Annotated in this window: 18 protein-coding genes and 1 tRNA gene; 12 read left to right on the top strand and 7 right to left on the bottom strand. The window is 63.4% G+C overall.

Translation table 11 applies throughout. The features are described from left to right. Positions 1-21 precede the first annotated feature (21 nt). Positions 22-6,162, top strand: coding sequence for an Ig-like domain-containing protein (locus tag BUA36_RS28410; RefSeq protein ID WP_084560395.1), 6,141 nt, complete (start codon positions 22-24; stop codon positions 6,160-6,162). A 50-nt stretch (positions 6,163-6,212) separates the two neighbouring features. On the opposite strand, the gene BUA36_RS28405 is transcribed toward BUA36_RS28410, so the two are convergent. After that, positions 6,213-6,434, bottom strand: coding sequence for a hypothetical protein (locus BUA36_RS28405; RefSeq protein WP_072790402.1), 222 nt, complete (start codon positions 6,432-6,434; stop codon positions 6,213-6,215). A gap of 40 nt (positions 6,435-6,474) precedes the next feature. Continuing rightward, positions 6,475-7,638 carry an acyltransferase family protein gene (locus BUA36_RS28400; protein WP_072790399.1) on the bottom strand — a complete coding sequence of 388 codons (1,164 nt, stop codon included), beginning with the start codon at positions 7,636-7,638 and terminating at the stop codon, positions 6,475-6,477. A 169-nt stretch (positions 7,639-7,807) separates the two neighbouring features. Here BUA36_RS28400 and BUA36_RS28395 point away from each other — a divergent pair. Further along, positions 7,808-7,883: transfer RNA gene (locus BUA36_RS28395), tRNA-Lys, on the top strand. Positions 7,884-7,924: 41 nt separating this feature from the next. On the opposite strand, the gene BUA36_RS28390 is transcribed toward BUA36_RS28395, so the two are convergent. Beyond that, positions 7,925-9,907 (bottom strand): helicase-related protein, encoded by a 1,983-nt coding sequence (locus tag BUA36_RS28390; protein ID WP_072790396.1) that lies wholly within the window; start codon positions 9,905-9,907, stop codon positions 7,925-7,927. Between the two features lie 91 nt (positions 9,908-9,998). Between BUA36_RS28390 and BUA36_RS28385 the strand changes: the two genes are divergently transcribed. Beyond that, complete coding sequence (locus BUA36_RS28385) at positions 9,999-10,595, top strand: IMPACT family protein (protein ID WP_072790393.1); 597 nt, start codon at positions 9,999-10,001, stop codon at positions 10,593-10,595. 355 nt (positions 10,596-10,950) lie between these two features. Then, positions 10,951-12,606: a methyl-accepting chemotaxis protein gene (locus BUA36_RS31575; protein ID WP_084560394.1), complete on the top strand. Its 1,656-nt coding sequence runs from the start codon at positions 10,951-10,953 to the stop codon at positions 12,604-12,606. Here the strand turns inward: BUA36_RS31575 and BUA36_RS28375 are convergent. Further along, on the bottom strand, positions 12,603-13,394 hold the full coding sequence (locus tag BUA36_RS28375; protein WP_072790386.1) for a transporter: 792 nt from the start codon (positions 13,392-13,394) through the stop codon (positions 12,603-12,605). The genes BUA36_RS31575 and BUA36_RS28375 overlap by 4 nt on opposite strands. 83 nt (positions 13,395-13,477) lie before the next feature. Here BUA36_RS28375 and BUA36_RS28370 point away from each other — a divergent pair, with 83 nt between their 5' ends. The 7 genes from BUA36_RS28370 to BUA36_RS28340 all read left to right on the top strand — a co-directional run bounded on the left by BUA36_RS28370 (position 13,478) and on the right by BUA36_RS28340 (position 21,242). Then, on the top strand, positions 13,478-14,011 hold the full coding sequence (locus BUA36_RS28370; protein WP_072790383.1) for a GNAT family N-acetyltransferase: 534 nt from the start codon (positions 13,478-13,480) through the stop codon (positions 14,009-14,011). 118 nt (positions 14,012-14,129) lie between these two features. Then, on the top strand, positions 14,130-15,377 hold the full coding sequence (locus BUA36_RS28365; protein WP_072790378.1) for an efflux RND transporter periplasmic adaptor subunit: 1,248 nt from the start codon (positions 14,130-14,132) through the stop codon (positions 15,375-15,377). Between the two features lie 14 nt (positions 15,378-15,391). Further along, positions 15,392-16,054, top strand: a complete 663-nt coding sequence (locus BUA36_RS28360) for an ABC transporter ATP-binding protein (protein ID WP_072790374.1) — start codon at positions 15,392-15,394, stop codon at positions 16,052-16,054. A gap of 9 nt (positions 16,055-16,063) precedes the next feature. After that, positions 16,064-17,302: an ABC transporter permease gene (locus tag BUA36_RS28355; protein ID WP_072790371.1), complete on the top strand. Its 1,239-nt coding sequence runs from the start codon at positions 16,064-16,066 to the stop codon at positions 17,300-17,302. Beyond that, entirely contained in the window at positions 17,302-18,498 is a 1,197-nt protein-coding gene (locus BUA36_RS28350) for an ABC transporter permease (RefSeq protein ID WP_072790367.1), read from the top strand. The genes BUA36_RS28355 and BUA36_RS28350 overlap by 1 nt, the downstream gene beginning before the upstream one ends. Positions 18,499-18,501: 3 nt before the next feature. Beyond that, positions 18,502-19,908 carry a sigma-54-dependent transcriptional regulator gene (locus BUA36_RS28345; RefSeq protein WP_072790364.1) on the top strand — a complete coding sequence of 469 codons (1,407 nt, stop codon included), beginning with the start codon at positions 18,502-18,504 and terminating at the stop codon, positions 19,906-19,908. Then, positions 19,905-21,242 (top strand): sensor histidine kinase, encoded by a 1,338-nt coding sequence (locus tag BUA36_RS28340; RefSeq protein WP_072790361.1) that lies wholly within the window; start codon positions 19,905-19,907, stop codon positions 21,240-21,242. Before BUA36_RS28345 ends, BUA36_RS28340 begins: the two co-directional genes overlap by 4 nt. Here BUA36_RS28340 and BUA36_RS28335 read toward each other — a convergent pair. Together BUA36_RS28335 and BUA36_RS28330 are read right to left on the bottom strand one after the other, a co-directional pair. Next, positions 21,220-21,717: a hypothetical protein gene (locus tag BUA36_RS28335; protein WP_072790358.1), complete on the bottom strand. Its 498-nt coding sequence runs from the start codon at positions 21,715-21,717 to the stop codon at positions 21,220-21,222. The two genes, BUA36_RS28340 and BUA36_RS28335, sit on opposite strands and share 23 nt — an antisense overlap. Positions 21,718-21,763: 46 nt before the next feature. Next, positions 21,764-23,464: a methyl-accepting chemotaxis protein gene (locus tag BUA36_RS28330; protein ID WP_072790355.1), complete on the bottom strand. Its 1,701-nt coding sequence runs from the start codon at positions 23,462-23,464 to the stop codon at positions 21,764-21,766. A gap of 200 nt (positions 23,465-23,664) precedes the next feature. Here BUA36_RS28330 and BUA36_RS28325 point away from each other — a divergent pair, with 200 nt between their 5' ends. Beyond that, entirely contained in the window at positions 23,665-25,065 is a 1,401-nt protein-coding gene (locus BUA36_RS28325; protein WP_072790352.1) for an L-cystine transporter, read from the top strand. Between the two features lie 107 nt (positions 25,066-25,172). Here the strand turns inward: BUA36_RS28325 and BUA36_RS28320 are convergent, their stop codons facing one another. Beyond that, the gene (locus BUA36_RS28320; protein ID WP_072790349.1) at positions 25,173-26,594 is read right to left on the bottom strand and encodes an OmpP1/FadL family transporter; all 1,422 of its coding nucleotides are present in this window, start codon (positions 26,592-26,594) and stop codon (positions 25,173-25,175) included. Positions 26,595-26,717: the final 123 nt, after the last annotated feature.

Raw genomic sequence — 26,717 nt, 5'->3', positions numbered from 1 at the left:
TGTCACACTAAGAGAACCAAGATGAGCAACCGCGACCTTCCCCTCTTCCACCTCACCCCACGCACGCCATTTCTGGGCGGAAGCGGAGACGGCGCGGCTTGCGTGCGCGCTGCGGCGCCGGCCGCCAATGCCGGCCGTAAGGAGGCGCTTCTGATCGACACGGCACTTGAAGACCGCCACGTGCTGGCAGCCGGCGCACGCCCCGGCATGGCCATCGTGGAATTTGACGGCCAACAGGACGGACTGGCCCAGCTGGTGCGCTGGGCTGCCGGTACGCAAGATTACGATGCGCTGCATCTGGTCTGCCACGGCGCGCCCGCGCGCCTGCAACTGGGCGCACGCACGCTCGACAGCGCGGCGCTGAACGATGTGGAGGTCCAGGCCATGCTGGCATCGCTCGGCATGACGCTGCGCCAGGGCGCCAGCCTGATGCTGTATGCCTGCCAGGTTGCCGAAGGCGCACAGGGCGTCGCGTTTGTTGCGGCACTGTCGCAGGCGCTGGGTGTGCCCGTGGCGGCGGCCAGCGGCATATTGGGCGCGGGCGCGTGGACGCTTGATCATGCACCAGGCGTGGGCCAAGGCATACGCGCCGCGCTGGCCTGGCCCGAGTACGCACATACATTGACGGTGGCCAGTACCGAGACCACGTTTAACGCGCCGGAGATTGCAGGCAATCAGAACTACAACTACAGCCAGGTGTCCGCAGGCTATGCCACACCTTATGTGCTGAGCGCATCGAATGTGGGCAGCAGCGGCTGGGACGTGGTGGCGCAGTCGAGCAGCAATATCGCCCTGTTTGCGATCCGTGGCATCGGCTTCGGCACCAACGGCTACGGCACCGCCGGCGAAGGCGACAGTAGCGCGATCCGCGTGCAGGCCGACGACGTCGACTACGTCACGTTCAAGGCCAATGCCAGCAGCTACTGCTTCGACCTCAACGAATTCTATCTGCGTAACAACGTCGCGCCCGCCATCACGGTGCAGGCGGTCAACAGCAGCGGCGCCACGGTAGGGAGCGCAGTGACCTTCAGCGGCTTGCTGGCCAACTCCTACAACCGCATCGACCTGTCCGCCAACACCGATTTCCGCGGCATCTACGGCTTCAAGGTGACGTTCGGCCCGGAGCAGGACGCGCCCTACTTCGACACCATCCGCATCACCAACATCACGACGGCGCCAGTGACGCTGGTGAGCAGCGCCGCGCTGTCCGCCGATACCGGTTCCAGCACCAGCGACTTTGTCACCAAGACCGCCGCCCAGACCATCAGCGGCAGCCTGAGCGCGAACCTGGGCGCCACCGAACGGGTTGAAGTGTCATTCGACGGCGGCGCCAGCTGGCAGAACGCGACCACTTACGCCAGCGGCTCCAGCAGCTGGTCGACCACCACCACGCTGGTCGGTAGCGGCACCTTCCAGGCCCGCGTCACCAACAGTTTTGGCAGCACCAGCGCCTACAGCCACAGCTACACGCTGGACACGGTGGCGCCCACCACCACCGTCAGCGGCCTGAGCCTGTCGGCCGATACCGGCACCAGCAGCAGCGACTTCATCACCCAGACCGCCGCGCAGAACATCAGCGCCACGCTCAGCGCCGGCCTGGGCGCCGGCGACGTGCTGTATGCCTCCAAAGACAACGGCGCCACCTGGACCGACATCAGCAGCAGTGTGTCCGGCACGGCCGTCAGCTGGAGCACCTCGCTGTCCGGCAGCAGCACGCTCAAGTTCAAGGTGACCGACCTGGCGGGCAACGACGGCGCCATCGCCAGCCAGGCCTACCAGATCGACACGGTGGCGCCTACCATCACCGTCGGCAGCCTGTCCCTGTCGGCCGACACCGGCGCCAGCAGCAGCGACTTCATCACCCAGACCGCCGCCCAGACCATCAGCGCCACGCTCAGCACCAGCCTGGGCGCCGGCGACATACTGTACGCCTCGAAGGACAACGGCGCCACCTGGACCAACATCAGCAGCAGCGTCTCGGGTACCGCCGTCAGCTGGAGCACGTCGCTGACGGGCAGCAGCACGCTCAAATTCAAGGTGACCGATGTGGCCGGCAATGACGGCACCGTCGCCAGCCAGACCTACACCATCGACACCACCGCACCGGCGGCGCCGTCCACGCCGGACCTGGCAGCTGGCAGCGATAGCGGCAGCTCCAATACCGACAACCTCACCAACAACACCACGCCCACCATCACCGGCACGGCGGAGAGCGGCAGCACCGTCACGCTGTACGACAGCGACGGCAGCACGGTGCTGGGCACCGCCACGGCCACCGGCGGCAACTGGTCGGTCACCGCCAGCACGCTTACGCCCGGTACGCACAACCTGAGCGCCAAGGCCACCGATGCGGCGGGCAATGTGTCGAGCGCGTCGTCAACCCTGGCGGTGACCATCGATACCAGCGCGCCCAGCGCACTGGCGCTGAGCAGCGCCAGCATCGTCAGCACCAGCGCCACCAGTGGCGCCAGCATCGGCACGCTGTCCGCCAGCGACAGCAATACCATCACCTACGCACTGGCGACCGGCAACGGCACCAACGACGCGGACAACGGCAGTTTCACGATGACCGGCAGCACGCTCAGTGTCGGCGGTGCGACGCTGACTGCGGGCAGCTACCACGTTTATCTGTCGGCCACCGATGCGGCCGGCAATGTCAGCCATCTGGCGCAGACGGTCACGGTGCTCAGCGTGCCGACCGTCAGCAGCATTGTGCGCGCCGGCGGCGCCAGCACAACCGTGGCGGCCAGCGCGAGTTCGGCTACCTACACCGTCACGTTCAGCGAAAGCGTCACCGGCGTTGACGCCAGCGACTTCGTGCTGACGGCCAGCGGCAATGCAGCGGGTACGATTGCGTCCGTCACCGGCAGTGGCAGCATCTACACGGTCACCGTCAACAGCCTGGGCGGCGACGGCAGCCTGCGCCTGGACCTGAAAAGCAGCGGCACCGGCATCCAGAGCGGCGCCAGCGTGGCCATTGGCAGCGGCTACACCGCCGGCCAGACGTACACGCTGGACCATACGGCGCCAGCGGCGCCATCCACGCCCGACCTCGCCGCCGGCAGCGACAGCGGCATTTCCAGCACCGACAACATCACCAGCAACACCACGCCCACCATCACTGGCACGGCGGAAAGCGGCAGCACGGTCACGCTGTACGACAGCGACGGCACCACGGTGCTGGGCACGGCCACCGCGACCGGCGGCAACTGGTCGATCACGAGTTCGGCGCTGACGGCGGGCTTACACAACCTGACCACCAAGGCCACCGATGCGGCAGGCAATGTGTCGGCCGCAACCTCCGCGCTGGCCGTGACCATCGATACCGCCGCGCCAGCCAGCGTCGCGCTGAGCAGCACCACGGCCGCGGTGATTTCGTCCACCTCCGGCGCTGCACTGGCCACCTTGTCCGCCACGGACAGCACGACGGTCAGCTACGCGCTGGCGACCGGCAACGGCACCAACGATGCGGATAACGCCAGCTTTGCCATTTCCGGCACCAGCCTGAACGTCGGCGGCGCGGCGCTGTCGGCGGGGACTTACCACATCTACCTGTCGGCCACCGACGCGGCCGGCAACGTCAGCTATCTCGCGCAAACCATCCTCGTGCAAAACGCGCCCGCTGTGCTCAGCATCGTGCGCGCGGGCGGCGCCAGCGCGGGCGTGGCCGCCAGCGCCACCACGGTCAGCTACACCGTCACCTTCAGCGAGAGCGTGACCGGCGTCGATGCCAGCGACTTCACGCTGACCTCCACCGGCAACGCCAGCGGCACCATCGCCTCGGTCACCGGCAGCGGCGCTACTTACACGGTCACCATCAACACGCTAGGCGGCGACGGCAACCTGCGGCTGGACCTGAACGGCAGCGGCACCGGCATTCAGAACGGCGGCAGTGTCGCCATCAGCGGCGGCTACATTTCCGGCCAGACCTATGCACTCGACCACAGCGCGCCAGCCGCACCCACCGCCCTGGCCATGACGGCGGGCACCGACACCGGCATCTCGCACAGCGACGCCATCACCAACAACACCACGCCAACCTTCACCGGCGTCGGTGAAGCCAATGCCGTGGTCCATCTGTACGACACCGATGGCACCACCTTGCTGGGCACGGCCACCGCCGATGGCGCCGGCAACTGGACCATCACCAGCAGCACGCTGAGCGCCGGCAATCACACGCTGAGCGTCAAGCAGACCGACGCCGCCGGCAATGTCTCCACCGCCGGCACCGGCCTGGCCGTCGTCATCGACACCAGCGCCGCCGCGCCAGCCACACCGGCGCTGGCCAGCGCCAGCGATGGCGGCATCGTCGGCGACGGCATCACCAATGTCGCCACGCCCACCATCACCGGCGCCGCCGAAGCCAATGCCGCCATCACGCTGTACGATACGGACGGCGTCACGGTGCTTGGAACTGCGACGGCGGATGGCTCTGGTCACTGGAGCATCGTCTCCAGCATGCTCAGCGACGGCAACCACACGCTGACCGTGCAGCAGACTGACCGCGCGGGCAATGTCTCCACGGCCAGCGCAGGGCTGTCGCTGCTCATCGATACCGCCGCCCCGTCGGCGCCATCCGCACCTACCCTGGCGCCAGCCAGCGACAGCGGCACGCAGGGCGACAACCTCACCAATATCGCCACGCCGGTGCTGACCGGGACCGCGGCGGCCAACGCCACCGTCAAGCTCTACGACAGTAACGGCACCACCGTGCTGGGCACGGCCACCGCCGACGGCGCCGGCAACTGGAGCATTACCAGCAGCGCACTGTCAGTCGGCGCGCACAACCTGAGCGCCAAACAGTTCGACCTGGCCGGCAATGCCTCGCCCGCCGGTGGCACCCTGAGCCTGACCATCGAAGCGCCGCCCACGCAGCCAGCCACCACCATCGATGGCGTGCCGGTGACGCAGCAACCGGTCAGCCTGCCAGGCGGCGGCAGCGGCATGCAGATCGTCGTCCCGATTGTCAGCACGACGCGCAGCGACAACACGGGCAGCGCCAATGTCGCCGATATTCCGCTGGTCACCAGCGGCGCCAGCAACCTGCTGATGGCGCAAGTCGCGCCGGGCCTGGGACTGACCGCCACCGGCGGCGCCAGCGCGCCGGCCGGCAGCTCCACCGAGCACCTGATCCAGGCCATCCTGGCCGCCACGCCCGACCATCCCGCCAGCGACCAGGGCCACCTGACCGGCAATGGCGTCACCTTCCTCAACCAACTGGCCAGCAGCGCGCCACTGCTGGTGCAGACCATCGTCCCCAGCAGCGGCGCAGGCGTGACCGGCGCCATGCTGACGCTCACCGGCGCCAGCAGCGACCAGCAGCACACGGCGCTGGTGATCGACGCCTCCCACATTGGCGCCGGCAACACGCTGCAGCTCAACACGGTGAATTTCGCCGCCATCATCGGCGCGGCCAACGTGAGCGGCAACACCAACGGCCAGATTCTGACCGGCGACCAGGCCAGTCAGCAGTTCACAGTGGCCGCCAGCAACAGCAGCTCGGTGTTTGCCGGCGGCGGCAGCGACCTGCTGCGGTTTTCCACGCCAACGGCCGCAGCGGCAGCGCAAAGCGGCGGCGCCTTGCATGCGGGCACGGCCGCCACCAGCAGCATCCTGCATGGCGGCCTGGACACCGATACCGCCCAGTTCAGCGGCGCCAGCACGGACTATGTGCTGGTCCAGCATCACGCCTATCTGACCGTGAGTTCCAAAAGCCAGCCCCAGCAGCAGGCCGTGCTCATCAACGTTGAACGCCTGCAGTTTGCCGACACCACACTGACAGTCGGGCACGACGACGCGCTGACGGCCGTTGCCGGCCTGTACAAGGACGTCCTGGGGCGTCAGGCGGATTATCTGGGGATCGAGTCCTGGGCCAACGCCATGCAGGCTGGCGCAACGCTGGGACAGGTGGCGCTTGGCATCATGACGTCGCAGGAGGGGCAGCAGCGCAACGCCACGGTCTTCAATGGCGACAGCGCGCACGACCTTGAACTGCTTTACCAGGCCATTCTCGGCCGCCACAGCGACGCCGCTGGCCTGGCGGCCTGGCAGCGCGTGTGGAATAACGGTGTGTCACTGGAAACCATCGCAGACGGCTTCATGCACTCGCAGGAAATCGTCCAGCACCAGATCGCGGTGACCGGCTGGGATTTCCTGGTGTAGTGTTAACGGCGACTGCGCGGCGGTGTCGGTACCGCCCGCGCAGGGCTGACTTAGCGTGGAGCTTTCGGCTTGTCGCCGTGGGCTGCCGCGTAGATGGCCTGGGCGTCCTTATGCGCCTGATCGATATTGCGCAACTGTTTATCCTTGTCGTGTTTGACAAAGAATTCCTTGTCCTGCGCGGCCACCACCAGCTTGACGGCGGCGGCCTCGGGCAGGCCATATTTTTCGAAGATCAGCGTCGTGACTTCATCCAGATATTCTTCGTAGGTCATGGGACCGTCCTCTCAAATCGTATAAGAGGCGCATTATAAATTATCGCAGCGACACACCGCTGGTCCGTACCTGCGCCGGCATATGCACATCCTGTACGACAAGCTGGTCGGTGACGTGCTGGATGAGGCGCCCGAGCGGCTCTTCGACCCAGCGGTGGAACGCCTCCCCGGCCAGCAGGCTGGAGGCCCAGGCCGTCAGCATGCCCAGTCCCTGCCAGGCCGGTTCCACTGGCGCAAAGTGCGTGAACGCGGCGTTCACCAGCAGGCAGACGGGGAAGTGAATCAAAAATACCGAATACGAAATCTTGCCCATATGATGCACCGCCGACCAGGCACGGCCATCCGAAGTGGTCTTGACGCGGCCAAACAGGAACAGCACGCAGGCCACCACGGCCGCCAGCGCGATACGGCTACGAAATTCCAGCGTCAGGCCGATCAGCGCCGGCAGCAGCGCCATGGCCAGCAACAGCATGGCGGCGCCCGGCTTGCGGCGCGGATCGCTGGCCCACCAGGCCATCATGCCCAGGCCATAGCTGCCGAAGAAATACGGCGCCCAGTTATCCCATTCCGCATCCAGATTAAAATGCAGCAGCGACAGCGTAATGCCGGCCGCCACCGTCAGCGGCATCAGCCATTTCATGGGGCGCTTGCCTTCGGCGATGCCGGCAAACCACAGCATCATCACCAGCAGGGCATACAGCTGGAAGTCGATCGCCACATACCAGGCGCCGGCCGACAGCGAGGCATAGCCCAGTACGCCATGCAGCAGCAAGGCGTGGGCACTCAGCTGGCTCAGCGTGGCAGGCGCCGAAATGGAGTCATGCGTCATCCATGCGCCGGCCTGCAGCGACGCGGCGGCGGCAATCAGTGTGGCAACAAAAAATGGCGGCGCCAGCTTGACGTAGCGGCGCCAGATGGCGCGCAGCGGCTGCGCGTAGCCCGCCTCCGCGCCGGGCGCCAGCGATTTGGCCGCAAGGAAGCCGCCGATCACCAGGAATACTTGCACGGCAATGCGCGCACTGCTGCTCAGCCAGTCGATCACGGCAGGGGCGATGATGCGTGCGTGGTCCGCCATCGGGCCGTAAAACGCCAGATGGTGCCAGACGATGAACTGCGCCGCGCCCGCCTTCAACAGATTAATCAGTCCGAATTGCGCCGGCAGCGGCTTGCGCGTGCCCTGGGCAATTCCCTCAACTACTTTCATTAATATTCCTTGCTAAGCAACTTATGTACAGCAAATTGCTGCTTTTAATGGCAGGGCGATATGATAGCTGAGGTTGCTTGTTTAGTGTCGCGCGGATGAATTTTTTTCATGCCCACGCCCATCGAGCCCCTTGTACTTTCCAGCACGGGATCGTATAATTCCGGCCCTTGGGTCGTTAGCTCAGCTGGTAGAGCAGCGGACTTTTAATCCGTTGGTCGCAGGTTCGAATCCCGCACGGCCTACCAAGATTCAACAAAAAAGCCATCTTCGGATGGCTTTTTTGTTTTCAGCGCCGGAATTTGCGCGGCTGCCGTTTGCGTGCTGCCGAATTCTGATCCTGCAGGATCGCATCCACGCGCTCCGACGCCTCACGCGACAGGCGCTGCGCCAGTTCGGTGTCCGGGAAATATTCAGGCTGGCGATAGGCCAGCCATGCATATGCCGAATACAGGCGGCAGGCATCTTCCACTTCCTGCAGATTCATATAGTGCAGCGGCGTCTCGCCCGACTTCAGTGGCGTGATCTTCTTCTGCGCCAGCGACCTGGCCCAGTTCTCCCACGCGTGCTGCAGTGACGGCACCTTGGACGAAATCGGCACCAGCGACAGCGCGAACTTTTCCGCCACCGTCAGTTCCAGCGTATCCAGCCAGGCCGCGCGCTCGAACTGGTCTTCGGTAATGCGCGGATAGAAGAAACCATCCGGCACATCGATATTGTGCACAAAGCGCTTGAGCAACTTGGCCAGCGCATGCTCGTGCGTGACCGAGGAAATACGGTGCAGATGCTCCAGCGTCGGCGCCACGGCAAAGCCGGTGGTTTTCAGCGGCACCGGCTTTTCGCGCAACAGCGAGCGCATCACATTATGGGTCTCGTTGTCGTAGCCCGCCACCAGGCCTTCCTCATGCACGCCAAAGCGCCCTGCCCGGCCGGCAATCTGGCGCGCCAGCGCGGCTGGAATCTCTTCCTCTTCATAACCGTTGTATTTGACGGTGGTGGTCATCACCACGCGCGCGATCGGCATGTTCAGGCCCATGGCGATGGCATCCGTACCGACCACCACGTCAGCCGCACCGTCGCGGAAACGCTGGGCCTGCGCGCGCCGCACCTCGGGCGACAGATTGCCATACACGGTGGCCACCGACAGGCCCATCTCGGTCACCATGTCACGCCACATCAGCACTTCGCGGCGCGAGAAGCAGATCACCGCATCGCCGCGGCGCAGACTGCTGAGCTTGCGCACAGCGGCCGGTTCGACGGTCAACGGTCCCTTGCGCTTGAGCAGGTGGACTTCCAGCTCGCACTCCAGGCGCGCAGCCAGCACCTCGATGGCGCGCCGCGCTTCCGGCGCACCCACCAGATAGACCACCTTGGCCGGCGCGCCGCAAACGGCGGCGGTCCAGGCGGCGCCGCGATCGCGGTCAGCTAACATCTGGATCTCGTCGATCACCGCCACATCGACCGGCGTCTGGGTATCCAGCATCTCCACGGTGCTGGCGACGTGGGTGGCGCCGGGCATGAGCCGGCGCTCCTCGCCCGTGACCAGGCTGACTTTCAAGGGCTTGCCATGCTGTTGCATTTCCTGCAAGCGCTCATAGTTCTCCAGCGCCAGCAAGCGCAGCGGCGCCAGGTAGACGCCGCTCGGCGCCTTGCCCAGGGCTTCCATGGCCTGGTGGGTCTTGCCGGAATTGGTCGGCCCCAGCACGGCAATCAGCTTGCGCTTCATGCGGCGCGCGACGTCAAACGAGGCGGGATATTCCGCCAGATTGATGCTCTGGCGCGTGCGCTCGGCGTGCTGTTCCTCCATGTCGCGCTCGACCGCGTGCTCCAGACGCATGCGGATGCGGTCGAACACCATGCCGGCCGGCTCGGAAATCTGCATATCGCTGAGCGCCTGCAGGAAGGGCTCGGCGTCCATATCACAGTCATCGCAGGCCTCAACCAGCTCCTGGACGAAGGTCGTGGTGTCCGCATGCAGGGTGTCGATGACCTCGTCGCTGGCCCGTTCGCGCAGCAATGCGCCGCGCGCCTCGGCATCCATTTTTCGCCACTTGGACGGCTTGGCCAGCACGCCTTGCGTCGGCACCAGATCGTAGGCGATGCGGCGGCCACCGTAGCTGACTTCGCCAGTGATGCGCAGGAAAACGCGGCCCTCCATCCGGGACAGCGAAATGCCTTTGTCCGCCAGTCCGAGCTGACGGATCAGCTCATCATCCTCTGCTGGATCGCCCTCGAGGGCGGTAATTTTCGGCGCGGAGGATGGGTGGGTCATGACGGTATACTCGGTAAAGACTGGCCCCGGATTATACCGTGCCAGCCTGCGCCCTCGTCTTCCCAAGTATTTTCTGGCACCATATCGCCCCATGCCTCAAACCATATATACGGCCGTTCACCATGAACTGCTCATTAAAAAAAGCCGCTTTATCGCCTGCGTTCAACCCATGGCAGATCGCGCCAGCGCGCAGAAAGTCGTTGCCGAATTATGGCAACAACATCCGGGTGCGGCTCACGTATGCTGGGCATTATTAGCCGGCGGCCAATCTGCTGCGGTGGATGATGGTGAGCCTAGCGGCACCGCAGGCCGCCCCATGCTCGATGTTTTACGTCACCAGGATCTGGAAGGAGTATTGGCGACCGTCGTGCGTTATTTTGGCGGTGTTAAATTGGGCGCTGGCGGACTGGTGCGCGCTTATACCGACAGCGTCGCCCAGGCATTATTACAAGCCGAGAAAATCGCCATTATCAAACAGCGTTGTTTGATTTGCACCGTACCTTATGCCATGGAAGGCCTGGTACGCCGTGAAATTGAAATCGCCGGCGCTACACTGATTAATGTCCAGCATGGCAGCGACGTCCAGTTTGAATTCAATTTGCCAGATACCACTGCTGATGCATTCATTATCCGCCTGAATGAAGCTGGCCATGGCCGCATCAGCTGGATAACTCCCGAAGACGAATAAACCGTCCTGGCCGACATTCCCGCCGGCCGCCCTTTACAAGCTGATTTTTGGCGTATTTATGCCAATTTTTAGCATGCGTGAGGGGCTACACGCCGCAAACTCCATTGTGTGCCACGGTGTTTCAAGCGCTTGCAGGGCGCAGCGAACCAATAACTACCCTAATTAAATAATCAAAATGCCTGGCGCCCTAAAACTTATTTTAATTGCCATATAAGAGCAATAGGTGTATATTGCCTGAAATCAACTATCGCTAATCGCCCAACACCCGCGATCGGCAATTATTTCCTCACTGGCCTTATTCCCGCCAACGTTCCGCCGGAACGCGAGTCATCTTCCCGATCACCGGAATATCACGATGAAATTCACTAATCTGAAGGTAGCCGCCCGGCTGGGTCTGGGCTTTGGCGCTGTATTGCTTATGCTGGCGATTACGCTTGCCCTGAGTATTTACAGCCAACATCAACTCAATGAAAACACGGACGATATCGTCACGGAGACTTATCCCAAGGTATTACACGCCCAAGCCGTCATGAATCACAGCAATCAAATTGCCCGCTCGGTGCGCAATGCCCTGCTGATTCATGACGAAGCCCGGGCGGAAAAAGAAGTTGCGGTGATTACTGCCAAGCTCAAGGATGCCGATGAATCCATGGCCAAACTGGATAGCCTGGTCAAATCCGATAAAGGCCGCGCGCTATTCAACGCCATGCAGGCTGCGCGCAAACCCTATGAAGCGACGCTGGCGCAGGTACTGCGTTTGCGTCTCGACAACAATATCGACGGCGCAGTCGAGTTAATGCTGGGCACCATGCGTGAGCAGCAAACCGCCTATATGGCCGCGATCGACGCGCTGATTGCCCACCAAAGCGCCGCCATGGAACTCGCGCGCGCCAAGGCTGAAGATACTTACAAGCAATCGCGCAGCCTGGCGCTGGGCTTGGGCCTGATGTCGCTGGTCACCGGCGCAGCCGTGGCTTGGCTGATTTCGCGCCAGCTGTTGCGCCAGCTAGGCGGCGAGCCTGGCGAGGTGGCGAATATCGCCCAGCAGATTGCCGGTGGCGACCTGTCCGTGCCGATCGCACTGCGCGACGGCGATCAGCGCAGTCTGCTGTTTGCGATTCAAAACATGCGCGACAGCCTGGCGGACATCGTCGGCCAGGTGCGCAGCGGCGCCGACTCCATTGTCACAGCTGCAACAGAAATCGCTTCCGGCAATATGGACCTGTCGTCGCGCACCGAACAGCAAGCCGGCTCGCTGGAAGAAACCGCCTCGTCGATGGAAGAGCTGACCGCCACCGTCAAGCAAAACACCGAAAACGCGCGCCAGGCCAACACGCTGGCGCAATCGGCGTCGCAGATCGCGGTGGAAGGCGGCGCGGTGGTGGCCAACGTGGTGCAGACCATGGATGGCATCAATGCGTCGGCCAGAAAGATCGTTGACATCATCAGCGTCATCGACGGCATCGCATTCCAGACCAATATCCTGGCGCTGAATGCGGCGGTGGAAGCCGCACGCGCTGGCGAACAGGGGCGCGGCTTTGCCGTGGTGGCGTCGGAAGTGCGGACGCTGGCGCAGCGTTCCAGCGAAGCGGCCAAGCAGATCAAGTCGCTGATCGATGATTCGGTCAGCAAGGTCGGCGTAGGCACCGAGCTGGTCGGCACCGCGGGCGCCACCATGGAAAAGATCGTGGCCGCCGTCAAATCCGTGACCGACATCATGAGCGAGATCAGCATTGCCAGCCACGAGCAGGAAGCAGGCATCGAGCAGATCAACCATGCCATTACCGAGATGGACACGGTAACGCAGCAGAACGCCGCGCTGGTCGAAGAAGCTGCCGCTGCGGCGGAAGCGCAGCAGGACCAGGCCCATCATCTGGTAGAACTGGTCGGCGTGTTCAAGCTGTCGGCGGATCAGCGCCGTCAGGCCGGGGTGAGCGCAATCGGCATGGGCCAGCGCAAGCCGCAGCTTGCTCTTACCGCCTCCCACGCCAGTGGCCGCCGCGCCGCTTAAAACTTGATCGACAGCCCGACGGTCCAGCTCCAGTCGGGCGTGTTGCGGTTCAAGCCGCGCGACAGCGCCGTATCCACCTGCACCATATCGGTCAGCAGGTAGGAGCCGCCGATATCAACTGTGGTGAGCGAGCCGCCATCGCGGCCGCGCGCGATGCGTGGCGCCGAGTACTCCACAAAAGTGCGGCAGCGCTCGCTCCACTCCTTGCCCAGCACGATGCCGAAGATGCCGCTGGTGTAGCGTTCGCCATTGTCGTTGTGCTGCCAGGCCAGGCCCGGCATCACGCCCAGGCCGAAGTCATCGGGCAGTTCCCACTCGGCCGCCAGGCGCAGCGAACCGCCTTTGCCGGTGGCGCGGAACGGGCCGGAGCCGCTGTCCAGATCCACATGCCCCAGTACTGCCATGGACGGCCGCGCGCCTTGCGCATCCGCGACATGCCATTTCACGCCCAGCGACACATCAGCATAGCCGTTCTGCGTCTGCCGGCTGCCGCTCTGCAAGTCTTCCGTCACGCTGCGCATGCGGCCATCGGTTTCGATGCGCGCTTCCATCGTGTCGCTGATGCCGAAACGCAGCAAGGTCGGCGTCGAGTAGGTGCGCTGCCGGATGCCATTGGCCTGGTCACGTTCCAGCGCAATGCTGGTTTCGAGCTGAAAGCGGCCCTTGCCGACGACGTTGCTGGATTCAACAAAGTCCGGCCGGTCCGTCACGATCTGATCTTTTTCATCGGCCGCCTGGGCCAGTGTGGGCAGAACCAGCAGTAAAGCTGCCATCTTCAGCACACGCATGTGACCTCCACAATCAACGAACTGTGGACATTACCCTATCACATTGGTATAAATTCATCGTTGGAAAATTCCCACAACGAAAGATGAAGATAGAAAAACTCGAACTGGCAGGCTTTGAGGACTTCCTGGACTACCTCAACGATCACTTGTCGGACAACGGCCGCAATGGCACGGCCTACTTCCAGCCGCTGCCGCGCGCCGAATCGCGCTTTCCGGCGGAGAAGGCGGAAGCGTTCAAAAACGGCATGCAGGTTCCGGTGGGTGAGCCGGGATGGCGGCGGGTCTGGATCGCGCGTGCGGCGGAGGGCGGCATCGCCGGCCACATCGACCTGCGCGCGCTGGCGGAACGCCATACGGCCCACCGCTGTCTGCTCGGCATGGGCGTTGATCGCGGCCATCGTCAACGGGGACTAGGCGGCCAGCTGATCGCGCATGCGGAAGACTGGGCACTGACGGCGGGCCTGCAATGGATCGACCTGCAGGTGCTGTCCGTGAACGCTCCCGCGATTGCGCTCTACCAACGCCAGGGCTTCCGTCAGACCGGCGAAATCCCCAATATGTTCCACATCGATGGCCAGCACTTCAACTACACCAGCATGAGCAAGCGCCTGCGCTAGGGTGTCCGTTTCCGGGCAACGGTGAGCGGAGGCGGGCAAACGCGCTAGCCGCATGCCAGGCCAAGCTATTGATTTATATGGTTTTCCACACTGGCACGGGGCTTGCACTAGAACGGGCATGGACACCATCATCGCCCCCGACATCATCGCCCGCCGCAAGCGCAAGAGTTTGCTGGCAGTGGCCGCCCTGCTTGCGACCCTGAGTGTGACCGCCTGGGCCATCAACCGCGCGGTCAGCCCCAGCGTGGATGCCAGCAACGTCAGCATCGCCACCGTGCGCAGCGGCAGTATCGCCAACACCATCAATGCTTCCGGCATCGTGATACCGGTGCATGAGGAACTTGTCTCCAGCCCGATCCAGACCCGCGTGGCCAAGGTGCACGCCAAGCTGGGCCAGCAAGTGCAGGCCGGCGAGCTGCTGCTGGACCTGGACAACCGCACCATCCAGCTGGCCATCGATTCGCTCAAGGAGCAGCTGGCGCAGCAGGAAAACCGCATCCTGGCGCTGACGCTGGAAATGGACCAGAAACGCAAGCAGCTCACCAGCGCCATCGAACTGCTGCAGCTGGATCTGGAAGCCACGCGCGTGCGGCTGGGCCGCTTCCAGACGCTGCGCAAGGCGGGCGGCGTGTCGGCGGAAGACCTGCTCACCGCCGAACTCAACGTCAAGCGCAACGAGATCCAGCTGCGCCAGCATCATGAGCAACTGGAGGACAACAAGCGCGTCACCAACAGCAATATCGAAGGCGCGCGACTGCAAAAAAGCATCCTGCAAAAGCAGTTGCAGGAACAGCAGCAGCTGCTGGCGCAAACTCAGGTGCGCGCGCCGTTCGCCGGCATGCTGACCTGGCTGCTGGCCGATGAAGGCGCCAGCGTGAATACCGGCCAGCTGGTCGCCAAAGTCTCCGAGCTGAACAACTACAAGGTCGAGGCCTCGCTGTCCGACTTCCACGCGCGCGTGCTCAACGCCGGCCAGAAAGTCCTGGTCGAACAGGGCAACACCAGGCTGCAAGGCGAAGTACAAACCGTACTGCCGGAAATCCAGAACGGCACCGTCAAGCTGCTGGTCACGCTGGCCGAGCCGCATCACACCATCCTGCGCAACAAGCTGCGGGTGGAGGTCAACATCATCACCGAACAGAAACAGCACACGCTGCTGGCCGACAGCGGCCCGGCCTTCAACGGCCGTGGTCCGCAGGAGCTCTTCGTGGTGCGCGACGGCATTGCGCACAAGACCACGCTCAACATCGGCGCCAGCGATGGCAAGGCTGTCGAAATCCTGTCCGGCGCGCGCGCCGGCGATCAACTCATCATCTCAGACACCAGCCGCTACAAGGACCGCGACAGCGTCCGCGTCGCGCGATAACCAAGGAGCCCAGCATGATACGCCTGAACAAAGTCAGCAAAACCTACCAGACCGACAAGGTCGAAACCCTGGCCTTGAAAGACATCGACCTGCACGTGGCGAAATCCGAATTCGTCAGCATCATGGGTCCCAGCGGCTGCGGCAAGAGCACGCTGCTGAACCTGATCGGCCTGCTGGACGAACCCGGCAGCGGTGCGATCCACGTGGGCGGCACGCCGGTGGCGTCGTACAAGGACAAGTATGTGGCCCGGCTGCGCAACAACACCTTTGGCTTCATCTTCCAGAGCTTCCACCTGATTAACGACCTGCGCGTGATCGACAACGTCGAGCTGCCGCTGCTGTACCGCAATCTCTCCAGCAAGAAGCGCCAGCGCCTGGCGCGCGAGGCGCTGGAAAAAGTCGGCCTCGGTGCACGCATGGACCACTACCCGAATCAGCTGTCCGGCGGCCAGCAGCAGCGCGTCGCCATTGCGCGCGCGATTGTCGGCCAGCCGCAGGTGCTGCTGGCCGACGAACCCACCGGCAACCTGGACAGCAAGATGGGCCAGGAAGTCATGGACATCCTGCTCAGGCTGCACAACGAAGGCACCACCATCGTCATGGTCACCCACAACGAGCAGGAGGCCAGGCAGGCGACCCGCATCGTGCGCGTGTTCGACGGCCAGCTGGTGGCATAGGGAGCGCATATGTTCAGAAATTATCTGCTGACGGCATGGAAAGTCTTCATGCGCCGCAAGCTGTTCACCGCCATCAACCTGCTGTGCATCGTGCTGACGCTGGTGGTGCTGATGGTGGTCACGGCGCTGCTGCAAAACACCTTCGCGCCCAGTGGCGTGGAAGGCAAAAGCGACCGCTTTGTGCAAATGCTCATGGTGAGGTCGGTGCACACCGAACGCGCCGGCATGCGCAGCGGCACGCTTGGCTACAAGCTCATTGACCAATACCTGAAACCGCTCAAGCACGCCGAACTGGTGTCGGCCACCAGCTTTCCGCAAACCGTCTCGGTGTACCAGCAAAACCAGGTCAGCGAGCTGTTCATGCGCCTGACCGATGCGGAATACTGGAAGATCCTCGATTTCACCGTGCTGCAGGGCCGCGTGCTCAATGCCGACGATGTCGAGCAGGGCCGCATGGTAGCCGTCATCAACGAATCAACTGCGCGCAAACTCTTCCCCGGCCAGACCTATCTGGGCCAGAAATTCAGCGCGGGCGGCCAGATCTTTAGCGTGATCGGCGTAGTGAAGGATGAGCTGCACCTCAACGCGTTCTCGGACATCTGGGCGCCCATCACCTCACAGCCATCGAGCGACTACAAGAACACCCTCTTTGGCGGCTACACCGCAATGATGATGGCGCGCACGCCGCAAGAGATCCCAGCCTTGAAACAGGAAATCATCCACGCCGCCACCACCGTGCAATACGATGATCCCAACAGCTTCAACAAGACCATGTTCTGGGGCGACTCCAAGCTGGAACTGTTTTCCCGCACGCTGCTCGTCGACCAGTCGGAAGACGGCGGCGTCCCCAAGCTGCTGGCGGGCCTGGTGCTGCTGATGCTGCTGTTCATGACCCTGCCCGCGCTGAACCTGATTAACCTGAACGTGGGCCGCATCATGGAACGCAGCAGCGAAATCGGCGTGCGCAAAGCGTTTGGCGCCACCAGCCGCCAACTGGTGGCGCAGCTGGTCATGGAGAACGTGCTGCTGTGCCTGGCCGGCGGCGTGGTCGGCCTGGTGGGCGCGGCCGGCGTGCTGTGGTGGCTGGAAGGCTCGGGCCTGATCCCCTACCTGCAAGTCCACCTCAACCTGGCCGTGTTCGGCTATGGCCTGCTGATTACCCTGGTGTTTGGCGTGCTGTCGGGCGTGATCCCGGCCTGGAAAATGTCCCGCCTCGCCCCGGTCCACGCCTTGAAAGGAGCTGCATAATGCTGCGCCATATGCTGAAACTGATCTGGAAACGCAAGTCCCGCAACATGATGCTGAGCCTGGAAATCCTGCTGGCCTTCCTGGTGGTGTTTGCGATTGCCGCGTTTGGCCTGCGCTACTGGCAGTTGTACCAGCTGCCGACCGGTCACGCCTATCAGCACCAGTGGTCGGTCACCATCCGCAGCGCGCAGGACCTGCCCAACGATGGCGCCCTGTTCGACAACCTCAAGCGCAGCCTGCTCGCGCTGCCAGAGGTGGAGTCGGTCGCCTTCAGCTCGTTTGGCACCTACGAAATGTCGCGCTGGACCGAGAACTATGCGCTGCCCGACGGCAGCAACCGGCTGCAGGTCGACAGCCTCAACGTCAGCGACGACTACTTCGCCACGATGGAAATGACACCCGCGGCCGGCCGCTTCTTTTCCAGGGCGGACGATGGCGCCGACGCCATTCCGGTGGTCATCAACCGCCGCCTGGCGGACCAATGGTTCCCCGGCAAGCCGGCAGTGGGCCAGATCGTCGTGCTCAAGGTGGATGGCAAGCAGGAGGTGTCGCGCCGCCGCATCGTCGGCGTGGTGGAGGATTTCCGTTCCCATGGCGAGTTCATGGACCCGGTCTACTTCATGCTGCTGCGCTGGGTGCCGGGCACCGGCAAGGATGCGGTCAACAACATCATGCTCAAGCTGAAGCCCGGCACGCCGCGCATCTTTGAATCCCGGCTCAACGCCAAGCTCAAGCAGGTCCGCAGCGACTGGTCCTATGTGGTGACGCCGCAGACCGAAGCCCGTTCGTCGATGCTCAACACGCAGTTGGTGCCGCTCAAGATACTGGGCGTGATTGCCGCCTTCCTGCTGGTGATGGTGGCGTTTGGCCTGTTCGGCGTGCTGTGGCAAAACACCACGCAACGCATTCCGGAAATCGGCCTGCGCCGCGCGCTGGGCGCCGATGCGGGCAGCATCTACCGCCAGATCGTTTCCGAGCAAATGCTGCTCAGCACGGTCGCCATGCTGGTGGCGCTGGTGCTGGTCATCCAGCTGCCGCTGACCGGCGTGTTTGGCGACAGCCTGAACTGGACCGTGTTTATCGCGGCCGTGGTGCTTTCGGCCAGTGTGATCTATCTGCTATCCTTGCTGTGTTCACTCTATCCCGGCTGGCGCGCCGCGCGCCTGAGTCCGACGCAAGCGCTGCACTATGAATAAGACATGGAATCCACCCGTAAGCAACGCATCTTAATTGTCGATGACGACAGCGCGGTGCAGGTGTCGCTGGCCCTGCTGCTCAAGCAGTCCGGCTACGACGCCGTGTGCGCCGACGATCCGCAACAGGCGCTGGCCGTGCTGGCGCTGCAGCCGGTCGACCTGGTTTTGCAGGACATGAACTTCTCGCTGCAAACCAGCGGCGAGGAAGGCTTGCAGCTATTGGCCGGCATCCGTGCCGCGCAGCCGGCCCTGCCGGTGCTGCTGATGACGGCCTGGGGCTCGATTGCGCTGGCGGTGCGCGGCATGCAGGCCGGCGCCGCCAACTTCTTCACCAAGCCCTGGGATAACACCCAGCTGGCCGAACTGATCCGCACCACGCTGGAGGCCGCCACGCCGGCCGGCCGCGCCTCGCGCCAGGCGCTGGACGCGCAGTTTGATTTCAGCGGCATCGTCGGCGAACATCCGCGCCTGCTGAAAGTGCTGAGCACCATCGGCCAGGTCGCCAACACGCGCGCGCCGGTACTGATCCTGGGCGAAAGCGGCTGCGGCAAGGAACTGATAGCCGACGCGCTCCACCGCAACAGTTCGCGGGCGGGCAAGGCCATCGTCAAGATCAACATGGGCGCGATCACGCCGTCGCTGTTTGAAAGCGAAATGTTTGGCCATGTGCGCGGCGCCTTCACCGATGCCAAGGCGGACCGCAAGGGCCACGTCGCCAGCGCGCACGAGGGCACGCTGTTCCTCGATGAAATCGGCGAGCTCAATCGTTCGGACCAGGTCAAGCTGCTGCGCGTGCTGCAGGACCAGACCTACCAGCCGGTCGGCGCCAGCCGCACCGAGCGCGCCGACGTGCGCGTGGTGTCGGCCACCAACCGCGAACTGGCGGAACTCGTGGCCAGCGGCGAGTTTCGCGAAGACCTGTTCTATCGCCTCAACCTGATTACGATACGCCTGCCGCCCTTGCGCGAGCGGCGCAGCGATATTCCGCTGCTGGCGCGCCACATCCTGGGCGAGGTGGCGGCCAGCTATGGCCTGCCGGCGGCAAGCATTGCGCCGCAGGCGCTGGAGTGGCTCAGCGCGCAGCCATGGCCCGGCAATATCCGCCAGCTCAAGCAGACGCTGGAGCGCACGCTGCTGCTGGTCGGCCGTAGCGAGCTGCGCCAGGCCGACTTTGTCGCCGCCGAGCAGCATGAACACGGCGGCCCGCTCAACGCGGCCGGCGCCCGTCTCGGCGTGGATGGCATGACGCTGGAACAGGTCGAGCGGCACATGATTGCGCACGCGCTGGAACAGCATCAGGGCAATATCTCGCGCGTCGCCAAGGCGCTCGGCCTCAGCCGCACCGCGCTCTACCGCCGTCTGGAACGTCACGGCCTCGGCAGCGCACCGGAAAGCGAAGCGCTGCCATGACCTTGCGGTGGCGCCTGTATGGCTATCTGATGGCCGCCCACCTGCTGTTCCTGGCGATCACCGTGCTGCTGTTCCGCACCCAGCCGCTGCTGATGCTGGGGCTGGAGGCAGCCGTGCTGCTCAGCCTGGTGCTGGGCATCCGCCTGATCCGCCGCGCGCTGGAGCCGCTGGGCTACACGCGCCACTTCCACGACCTGCTGCAAGACCAGCACTACGCGGCCCGCCTGCAACACAGCGACGACAAGGAACTCAATGAACTGGTCCAGCTGTTCAACACCATGCTGGGCGCGCTGTATCAGGAGCGCTTGCAGATCGGCGAGCAGCAAGGTTTCCTCGACCGCCTGCTGGAAGCCACGCCCAGCGCGGTCATCGTGTTTGACTTTGATGGGTGCATCAGCCTGCTGAACGCCAGCGCCCTCGCCCTGCCTGGCCTGGCCCAGGCGCATGGTCAGCCACTCTCGGCCTTTGCTGGCGACCACAGCCTGCTGGCCCAGCTGGACGCGCTGCCGCTCGGCGATTCCCAGCTGCTGACCGGCGCCGATGGCCGCCGCTACCGTGGCCAGCGCGGCCAGTTCTATGACCGCGGCTTCGCCCGCCATTTCCTGCTGGTGGAAGAGCTGACCGAAGAGCTGGAAAGCTCGGAAAAAGCCACGTATGAAAAGCTGATCCGCGTGCTGGCCCACGAGGTCAACAACACCGTCGCCGCCACCGGCTCGGTGCTGGACTCGCTGCTCTACTACCGCCGCCAGCTGGCCGAGCGCGATAGCGAAGACTTCAGCACGGCCATCCACGCCGTCCAGCGCCGCAACGCCAGCCTGGGCGAATTCATCGAACGCTTCACGCGCGTGGTGAAAATGCCGGCGCCGGAACTGCGGCCGAATGCCGTGCGCGATGTCATGGACGACATCCTGTATCTGTACCGCGAACAATGCCGCAGCCGGGGCATCAGCATCGCGTGGCAGCGCTGTGACGAGGTGCCGGCCATCGCCATGGACCGCCAGCTCATGGAACAGGCGCTGCTCAATATCGTCAAGAACGCGATGGAGGCGGTGGAGATGGGCGCAGGCGCGGACCGCCACATCCGCCTGGTGCTGGCGCAGGAGACAGGCGCGGTCCGGCTGTCCGTGATCGACAGCGGCAACCTGCTGGGAGAAGTCCCCGCGCATCAGCTGTTCACGCCCTTTTTCACCACCAAAAAAGGCGGCCAGGGCATCGGCCTGCTATTTGTGCGCGAGGTGTTGAACCGCCACGGCTTCCGCTATCGGCTGGCCGCAACGGCGGAGGGCGCAACCAGCTTCGATATCTGGCTGCTTACTGTACCCGCTGCACCTTAGGATTGCGGTGTGCGCCCTCAATATCGAGGAAGATCGCCCCCAGCAGGCCGCGTTTCACGGTGACCTTCGGGTTCATCAATTCCACCACGTCTTCCGTATCGTCCACCACTTTCCACACCTGGCCGTTCGCCAGGCGGATGCGTTGGCCGCGTACCCAGCCATCGAACGGCCCGGCGATCGATGTCTCCAGCGTTTGCAGGCGGACCGATTTCAGCATTTCTGGCTCAACACCAAACATGGCCGCCATCTCGGCCGGCGTCGGCTGTGGGACGGTGGTGTAGGCGGCCGCGCCGGCAGGCCGTGCAGCCGTCGCCGCTGCCGCGACCGGCGTGGCCGGCGCCATAGGGTTTGCCGGGATAGCGTTATAGCAGGCCAGGCGCACCGGGCCGTCTTCCAGCTGGCGGCATTTCAGCAGCGCCGCATCATCGGCCAAAGCGGCCGTCGAAACCAACATCAGGGCAAACAAAGCTTTCATCGCGACTCATCCATAAAGGTCAACACTGCCGCGATTATAGTCAGATTCAGAATTCTTCCCAACCATCGCCGCTGGCAGCGCGTGTCAGCTGTGGCGGCGGCGTGGCGGGCGCGCTGCTCAGCGGCGGCCGTTTCGCCGCCGGCTTGAACGGCACTGGCTTGGGCGCAGCCGGCCGTGCCGCGACGGGCTGCTGGCCGTCGATGCGGAAGATGCTGACCACACGCTCGAGGTTGGCAGCCTGGTTCTGCATGGCTTCGGCCGCAGCGGCAGCCTCTTCCACCAACGCCGCATTCTGCTGCGTCACCACATCCATCTCGCTGACGGCCTGGTTGATCTGCTCGATACCGGCGCTCTGTTCGTCGCCGGCACTGGAAATGTCGGCCATGATGTCCGTCACGCGCTGCACGCTGGTCACCACCTGCGCCATGGTCTGGCCAGCCTGCTGCACCAGCTTGCTGCCGATCTCGACCTTTTCCACCGAGGTGCCGATCAAGGTCTTGATTTCTTTCGCGGCAGTGGCCGAGCGCTGCGCCAGCGTACGCACTTCGGACGCCACCACGGCAAAGCCGCGGCCCTGCTCGCCCGCGCGCGCCGCCTCCACTGCGGCGTTGAGCGCCAGGATATTGGTCTGGAAAGCGATGCTGTCGATCACGGCAATGATGTCGACGATCTGGCGCGACGATGCGTTGATGGCGCCCATGGTATCGACCACCTGCGACACCACCGCCCCGCCCTGCTGCGCCACCGCCGATGCCGACTGCGCCAGCTGGTTGGCCTGGCGCGCATTGTCGTTGTTGGCGCGCACTGCGCTGGTCAGCTCCTCCATCGAGGATGCCGTCTCTTCCAGCGAGCTGGCCTGCTGCTCGGTACGCGCCGACAAATCCTGGTTGCCACTGGCGATCTCGGTCGATGCCGCAGCAATCGTCTGCGTACCCACCCGCACCTCGCTCACAATTTGGGCCAGGGCATCGCGCATCAGTTTCATCGCGTGCAGCATGCTGTGCTCATCATTGCTGCGCGTATCAACCTGGACGCTCAGGTCGCCTGCCGCGATACGGCCGGCAATCGCTGCCGCATAGTCCGGCTCGCCGCCCAGCTGGCGCAGCAGGCCACGCGCGATCAGCGCTGCGGCCACCGCGCCAACCAGGATCGCCAGCCCGCTCAAGGTCAGCATCAGCACCCGGGCGCGGTGATAGGCCGCCGTGGCTGCGGCTGCATCGGCCTGATTGGTTTCCTTTTGCAGCGCGGCATAGTCATCCATCGCATCCTGCCACTGCTGGGTGGCGGGACCAGCCTGCTTCATCAGCAGCTCGGTCGCCACCTCATCCTGGTTGGCCAGCGCCAGCGCAAACACCTGGTCATTGAGCGGCCGGGTTACCTGTGCCTGAGCGGCAATGCGCTCGCGGATCGCCAGCCCCTTGGCCGTGGCGGGCAGCCTGGCCAGCGACTCCACCGCATGGTTGTAGGCAGCGCGCGCCTTGGTGACCTTGTCCAGTTCCGCCCGGATGGCCGCTTCATCACTGAGCAGCACCACGCTGCGCGTCACCCGCGCGACGATATGCACCGATTCCGACATCTCAGTCACCAGCTCGGTCTTGACGGCATTTTCATTGACGATGCGGTCGAGCTTGGCATGAATCGTGCTCATGTTGAATACGCCAAGCATGGCTACCAGCAACAACAGCACCAGCACCAGGCCAAAGCCCAGCCCCAGGCGGGTACCGACTTTCATGTTTGCGATAACCATGCGCTGCTCCTATAGAAATCGATGCAGGAAATTGTACGCCTGCTCATCCATATAGTTTCAATAAATTAATTAATTGCAAGATGCTATATACGTTTTTCTCATAGGCATATAGCCAGAAATTCGCATAAACGCATTTAAACCAACGCTGGTCGCATATAAAATGCACGATCGGTGACAAAACAAGTAGCAAGGGGCAAGAAATGGCGACAAATGTAATCCTCAACCTGCTGGCGGCGCTGGCGTTGCTGGGCCTGTTGTATGCACAACAACGCAAACATGCATCGTTTTCGGTGCGCGTATTCACCGGCATGGGGCTGGGCGTGCTGCTGGGTGCGGCATTGCAAGCCCTCTACGGCGCCGGTGCGGCCGAAGTGAAAATCACCGGTGACTACCTGGACATCGTCGGCAGCGGCTACGTCAAATTGCTGCAAATGATCGTGATGCCGCTGATTATGGTGTCCATCATTTCCGCCATCCTCAAGCTCAAGGGTATCAACTCATTAGGCAAAATCAGTGCGCTAACTATCGGAACGCTGATGGTCACCACGCTGGTGGCTGCCAGCATCGGCATCGTGATGGCCAAACTGTTCAGCCTGAGCGCGGTGGGCCTGACCGCGTCTGCGGCTGACATCGCGCGCGGCGTTTATCTGCAAGGCAAGGTGGAGACGGCGCAGGCGATTTCGCTGCCAAGCATGCTGCTGAGCTTTATCCCGGCCAATCCCTTCCTGGACATGACGGGCGGCCGCAAGACGTCCACCATTGCAGTGGTGATCTTCTCGGTGTTCATCGGCATCGCCGCCACCGGCATCCATGACAAGAAGCCGGACATCTTCGCCTCGTTCGAGCGTTTTATCCAGGTGGCGCACGCCATCGTCATGCGTATCGTCACGCTGGTGCTGCGCCTGACACCGTACGGCGTGTTTGCGTTGATGGCGCAGGTGGTGTCCAGCTCCAGCTATACCGACATCCTGCACCTGATCGATTTCGTGCTGGCCTCGTACAGCGCGCTGCTGCTGATGTTCGTGGTGCACCTGGCCATCGTCTCGGGCCTGGGCCTGAATCCGCTACGCTGGAGCAAAAAAATCCTGCCGCTGCTAACCTTTGCGTTCACCTCGCGCAGCAGCGCTGGCGCGATCCCCATGAGCGTGCAGACCCAGACCACGCGCCTGGGCACGCCGGAAGGCATCGCCAACTTTGCCGCCTCGTTTGGCGCCACCATCGGCCAGAACGGCTGCGCCGGCATCTATCCGGCCATGCTGGCGGTGATGATTGCGCCGACAGTCGGCATTGATCCGTTCACGCTGGGATTTATCGCGCCGCTGCTGGCCATCATCACCATCGGCTCGGTAGGCGTGGCGGGCGTCGGCGGCGGCGCCACATTTGCCGCGCTGATCGTGCTGTCGTCGATGAACCTGCCGGTGGCGCTGGCCGGCCTGCTGATTTCGATTGAGCCGCTGATCGACATGGGCCGTACCGCCCTCAACGTCAGCGGTTCGGTGACGGCAGGCGCCGTCGCCAGCCGCGTGCTGGGCGAGACCGACATGGCCGTCTTCAACAGCGACGCTGAACCACCCGTCGACAGCGAGCGCAAGGCCGCCTGACGAAATGGGCTGCACCCCGCTGCGGCCTTCACTCTTCCTGGGCACCCAAGCAGTGCACGCGATAAAAAAAAGGGCCCGCAGGCCCTTTTTTTCTACGCCGTTCCGTATCAGAACTTGTAGTTGTAGGCAAAGCCCAGCAGCGACAGATGGGTCTTGTAGGTGCCGCGCGTGGTTTCGCCGTTACCCGTGCAGGTGGTCATCAGCGGGTTGCAGTTGTTGGTGTAGTTGATCTTCGCATCCTTGAAGTCCAGGAAGCTGTAGGCGAGATCGATCGACGAACGTGGGCTCAGCTTCCAGTTGGCGCCGACCGAATACTGCATACGGTCGCTGTCCGGCAGTGCCGGGTGGGTCAGCTCGGCGTTTTTCACTGGCGACTCATCGTAAGCGACACCGGCGCGCAGGGTCAGGTTCTCGTTGTACGCATAGTTGCCGCCCAGCGAAACGCGCACGGTGTTTTTCCACTGTTGACGGATCACTTCCGCGCCTTCGGTGGTGCCCGGGAACTGGATGTCCAGGTCGCCCATGCGGTTGTTGCGGGTGAAGGTCACGTCCGCCATGCCGGCCCATTTCGAATCGAACTGGTGGAACACGTTGGCCGACAGGGTTTCCGGCGTGCGCAGCGCCACCAGTGCCGCCGAGTTCACTTTATGCGAAGCCGCTTGCAGCACCTGGTTGACGATCGGATCGGTGGTCACTTTCGAGAAGTCCCACACGGTGCTGCCTTTCAGCTGGTGCGAGATCGACGAGCGGTATGCCAGGCCGAAGCGGGTGTTCTGGTCCAGCGTGAACATATAGCCCAGGTTGAAGCCCCAGCCCCAGTCCTTGCCGTCGTTCGACGCATGGCCGTCGTTGACAGCGCGCAGCAGTGCCGGATTGCCGCCCAGTGCCGCGATCTGCTTGATCAGCAGCGCGCCTTGTGCAGCACCCGGGCCGCTCGACAGTGCGGCCACCGAGCCTGGCACGTCCACGGCCTGGGCCAGTTCGGCTTTCATGTATTCCGCATCGATACCGAAACCGAACGCGTGGTGCTCATTGAGCTTCCACGATACCGACGGGTTCAGGTTGATGGCTTCCAGCTTGATGTTGGACAGTGCGTAACGGCCGGTCCAGGTGTCGCCGTAGTTCAGCTTGGCGCCGTAAGGCACGAACAGGCCCAGGCCCACGGCCCACTGGTCGTTGAGCTTTTTGCTGACGTACAGCGATGGCGCGGTCACGGAGTCCGGTGCGTAGTCCTTGGCCGCGGTGCCGCCAGCTGGCTGGCCGGTGAAGTGGGTCGAACCGGCATCCGAGAAGGTCGAATGCGGCACCACGACGGTGGCGCCGGCGCTGATCTGCGTGCCGTCCAGACGGGACAGGCCGGCCGGGTTGTAGAAGATGGTCGAAGCATCAGCGGCTTCAGCGCCGTTGGCGTCCGCCGTGCCCTGGCCGGACACGCTTTGCGAACCAAAACGGTAGCCCGACGCCTGGGCGCTGACGGAAATCGCGCTGAACGCGGCGGCAATAATCAGGGGGAGATATTTGTGCTGCATGACAGTCTCGCTTTATAAATGGTTTTGTGGTCCGGTAACCAATTTTTAGTACCGGAAGGCCAGCAGCATACTACACAAGTAAAACATTGCAAAAGGCAAGCCGTTAGAGGAGGAATACTAATT

This window comes from Duganella sacchari, assembly GCF_900143065.1.
Classification (GTDB): Bacteria; Pseudomonadota; Gammaproteobacteria; order Burkholderiales; family Burkholderiaceae_D; genus Rugamonas; species Rugamonas sacchari.
Note: the sequence above shows the minus strand (reverse complement) of the source record. Positions and strands in the feature narration are given on the sequence as shown.

What these genes read in the sequence shown, in the direction of transcription:
- BUA36_RS28400 (WP_072790399.1), bottom strand. Translation starts at nt 7,638, where the DNA reads ATGAAAGTAGTTGAGGGAATTGCCCAGGGCACGCGCAAGCCGCTGCCG.
- BUA36_RS28335 (WP_072790358.1), bottom strand. Translation starts at nt 21,717, where the DNA reads ATGAAAGCTTTGTTTGCCCTGATGTTGGTTTCGACGGCCGCTTTGGCC.
- BUA36_RS28410 (WP_084560395.1), top strand. Translation starts at nt 22, where the DNA reads ATGAGCAACCGCGACCTTCCCCTCTTCCACCTCACCCCACGCACGCCA.
- BUA36_RS28370 (WP_072790383.1), top strand. Translation starts at nt 13,478, where the DNA reads ATGAAGATAGAAAAACTCGAACTGGCAGGCTTTGAGGACTTCCTGGAC.
- BUA36_RS28385 (WP_072790393.1), top strand. Translation starts at nt 9,999, where the DNA reads ATGCCTCAAACCATATATACGGCCGTTCACCATGAACTGCTCATTAAA.
- BUA36_RS28390 (WP_072790396.1), bottom strand. Translation starts at nt 9,907, where the DNA reads ATGACCCACCCATCCTCCGCGCCGAAAATTACCGCCCTCGAGGGCGAT.
- BUA36_RS28355 (WP_072790371.1), top strand. Translation starts at nt 16,064, where the DNA reads ATGTTCAGAAATTATCTGCTGACGGCATGGAAAGTCTTCATGCGCCGC.
- BUA36_RS28375 (WP_072790386.1), bottom strand. Translation starts at nt 13,394, where the DNA reads ATGCGTGTGCTGAAGATGGCAGCTTTACTGCTGGTTCTGCCCACACTG.
- BUA36_RS28340 (WP_072790361.1), top strand. Translation starts at nt 19,905, where the DNA reads ATGACCTTGCGGTGGCGCCTGTATGGCTATCTGATGGCCGCCCACCTG.
- BUA36_RS28365 (WP_072790378.1), top strand. Translation starts at nt 14,130, where the DNA reads ATGGACACCATCATCGCCCCCGACATCATCGCCCGCCGCAAGCGCAAG.
- BUA36_RS28360 (WP_072790374.1), top strand. Translation starts at nt 15,392, where the DNA reads ATGATACGCCTGAACAAAGTCAGCAAAACCTACCAGACCGACAAGGTC.
- BUA36_RS28350 (WP_072790367.1), top strand. Translation starts at nt 17,302, where the DNA reads ATGCTGCGCCATATGCTGAAACTGATCTGGAAACGCAAGTCCCGCAAC.
- BUA36_RS31575 (WP_084560394.1), top strand. Translation starts at nt 10,951, where the DNA reads ATGAAATTCACTAATCTGAAGGTAGCCGCCCGGCTGGGTCTGGGCTTT.
- BUA36_RS28320 (WP_072790349.1), bottom strand. Translation starts at nt 26,594, where the DNA reads ATGCAGCACAAATATCTCCCCCTGATTATTGCCGCCGCGTTCAGCGCG.
- BUA36_RS28345 (WP_072790364.1), top strand. Translation starts at nt 18,502, where the DNA reads ATGGAATCCACCCGTAAGCAACGCATCTTAATTGTCGATGACGACAGC.
- BUA36_RS28330 (WP_072790355.1), bottom strand. Translation starts at nt 23,464, where the DNA reads ATGGTTATCGCAAACATGAAAGTCGGTACCCGCCTGGGGCTGGGCTTT.
- BUA36_RS28325 (WP_072790352.1), top strand. Translation starts at nt 23,665, where the DNA reads ATGGCGACAAATGTAATCCTCAACCTGCTGGCGGCGCTGGCGTTGCTG.
- BUA36_RS28405 (WP_072790402.1), bottom strand. Translation starts at nt 6,434, where the DNA reads ATGACCTACGAAGAATATCTGGATGAAGTCACGACGCTGATCTTCGAA.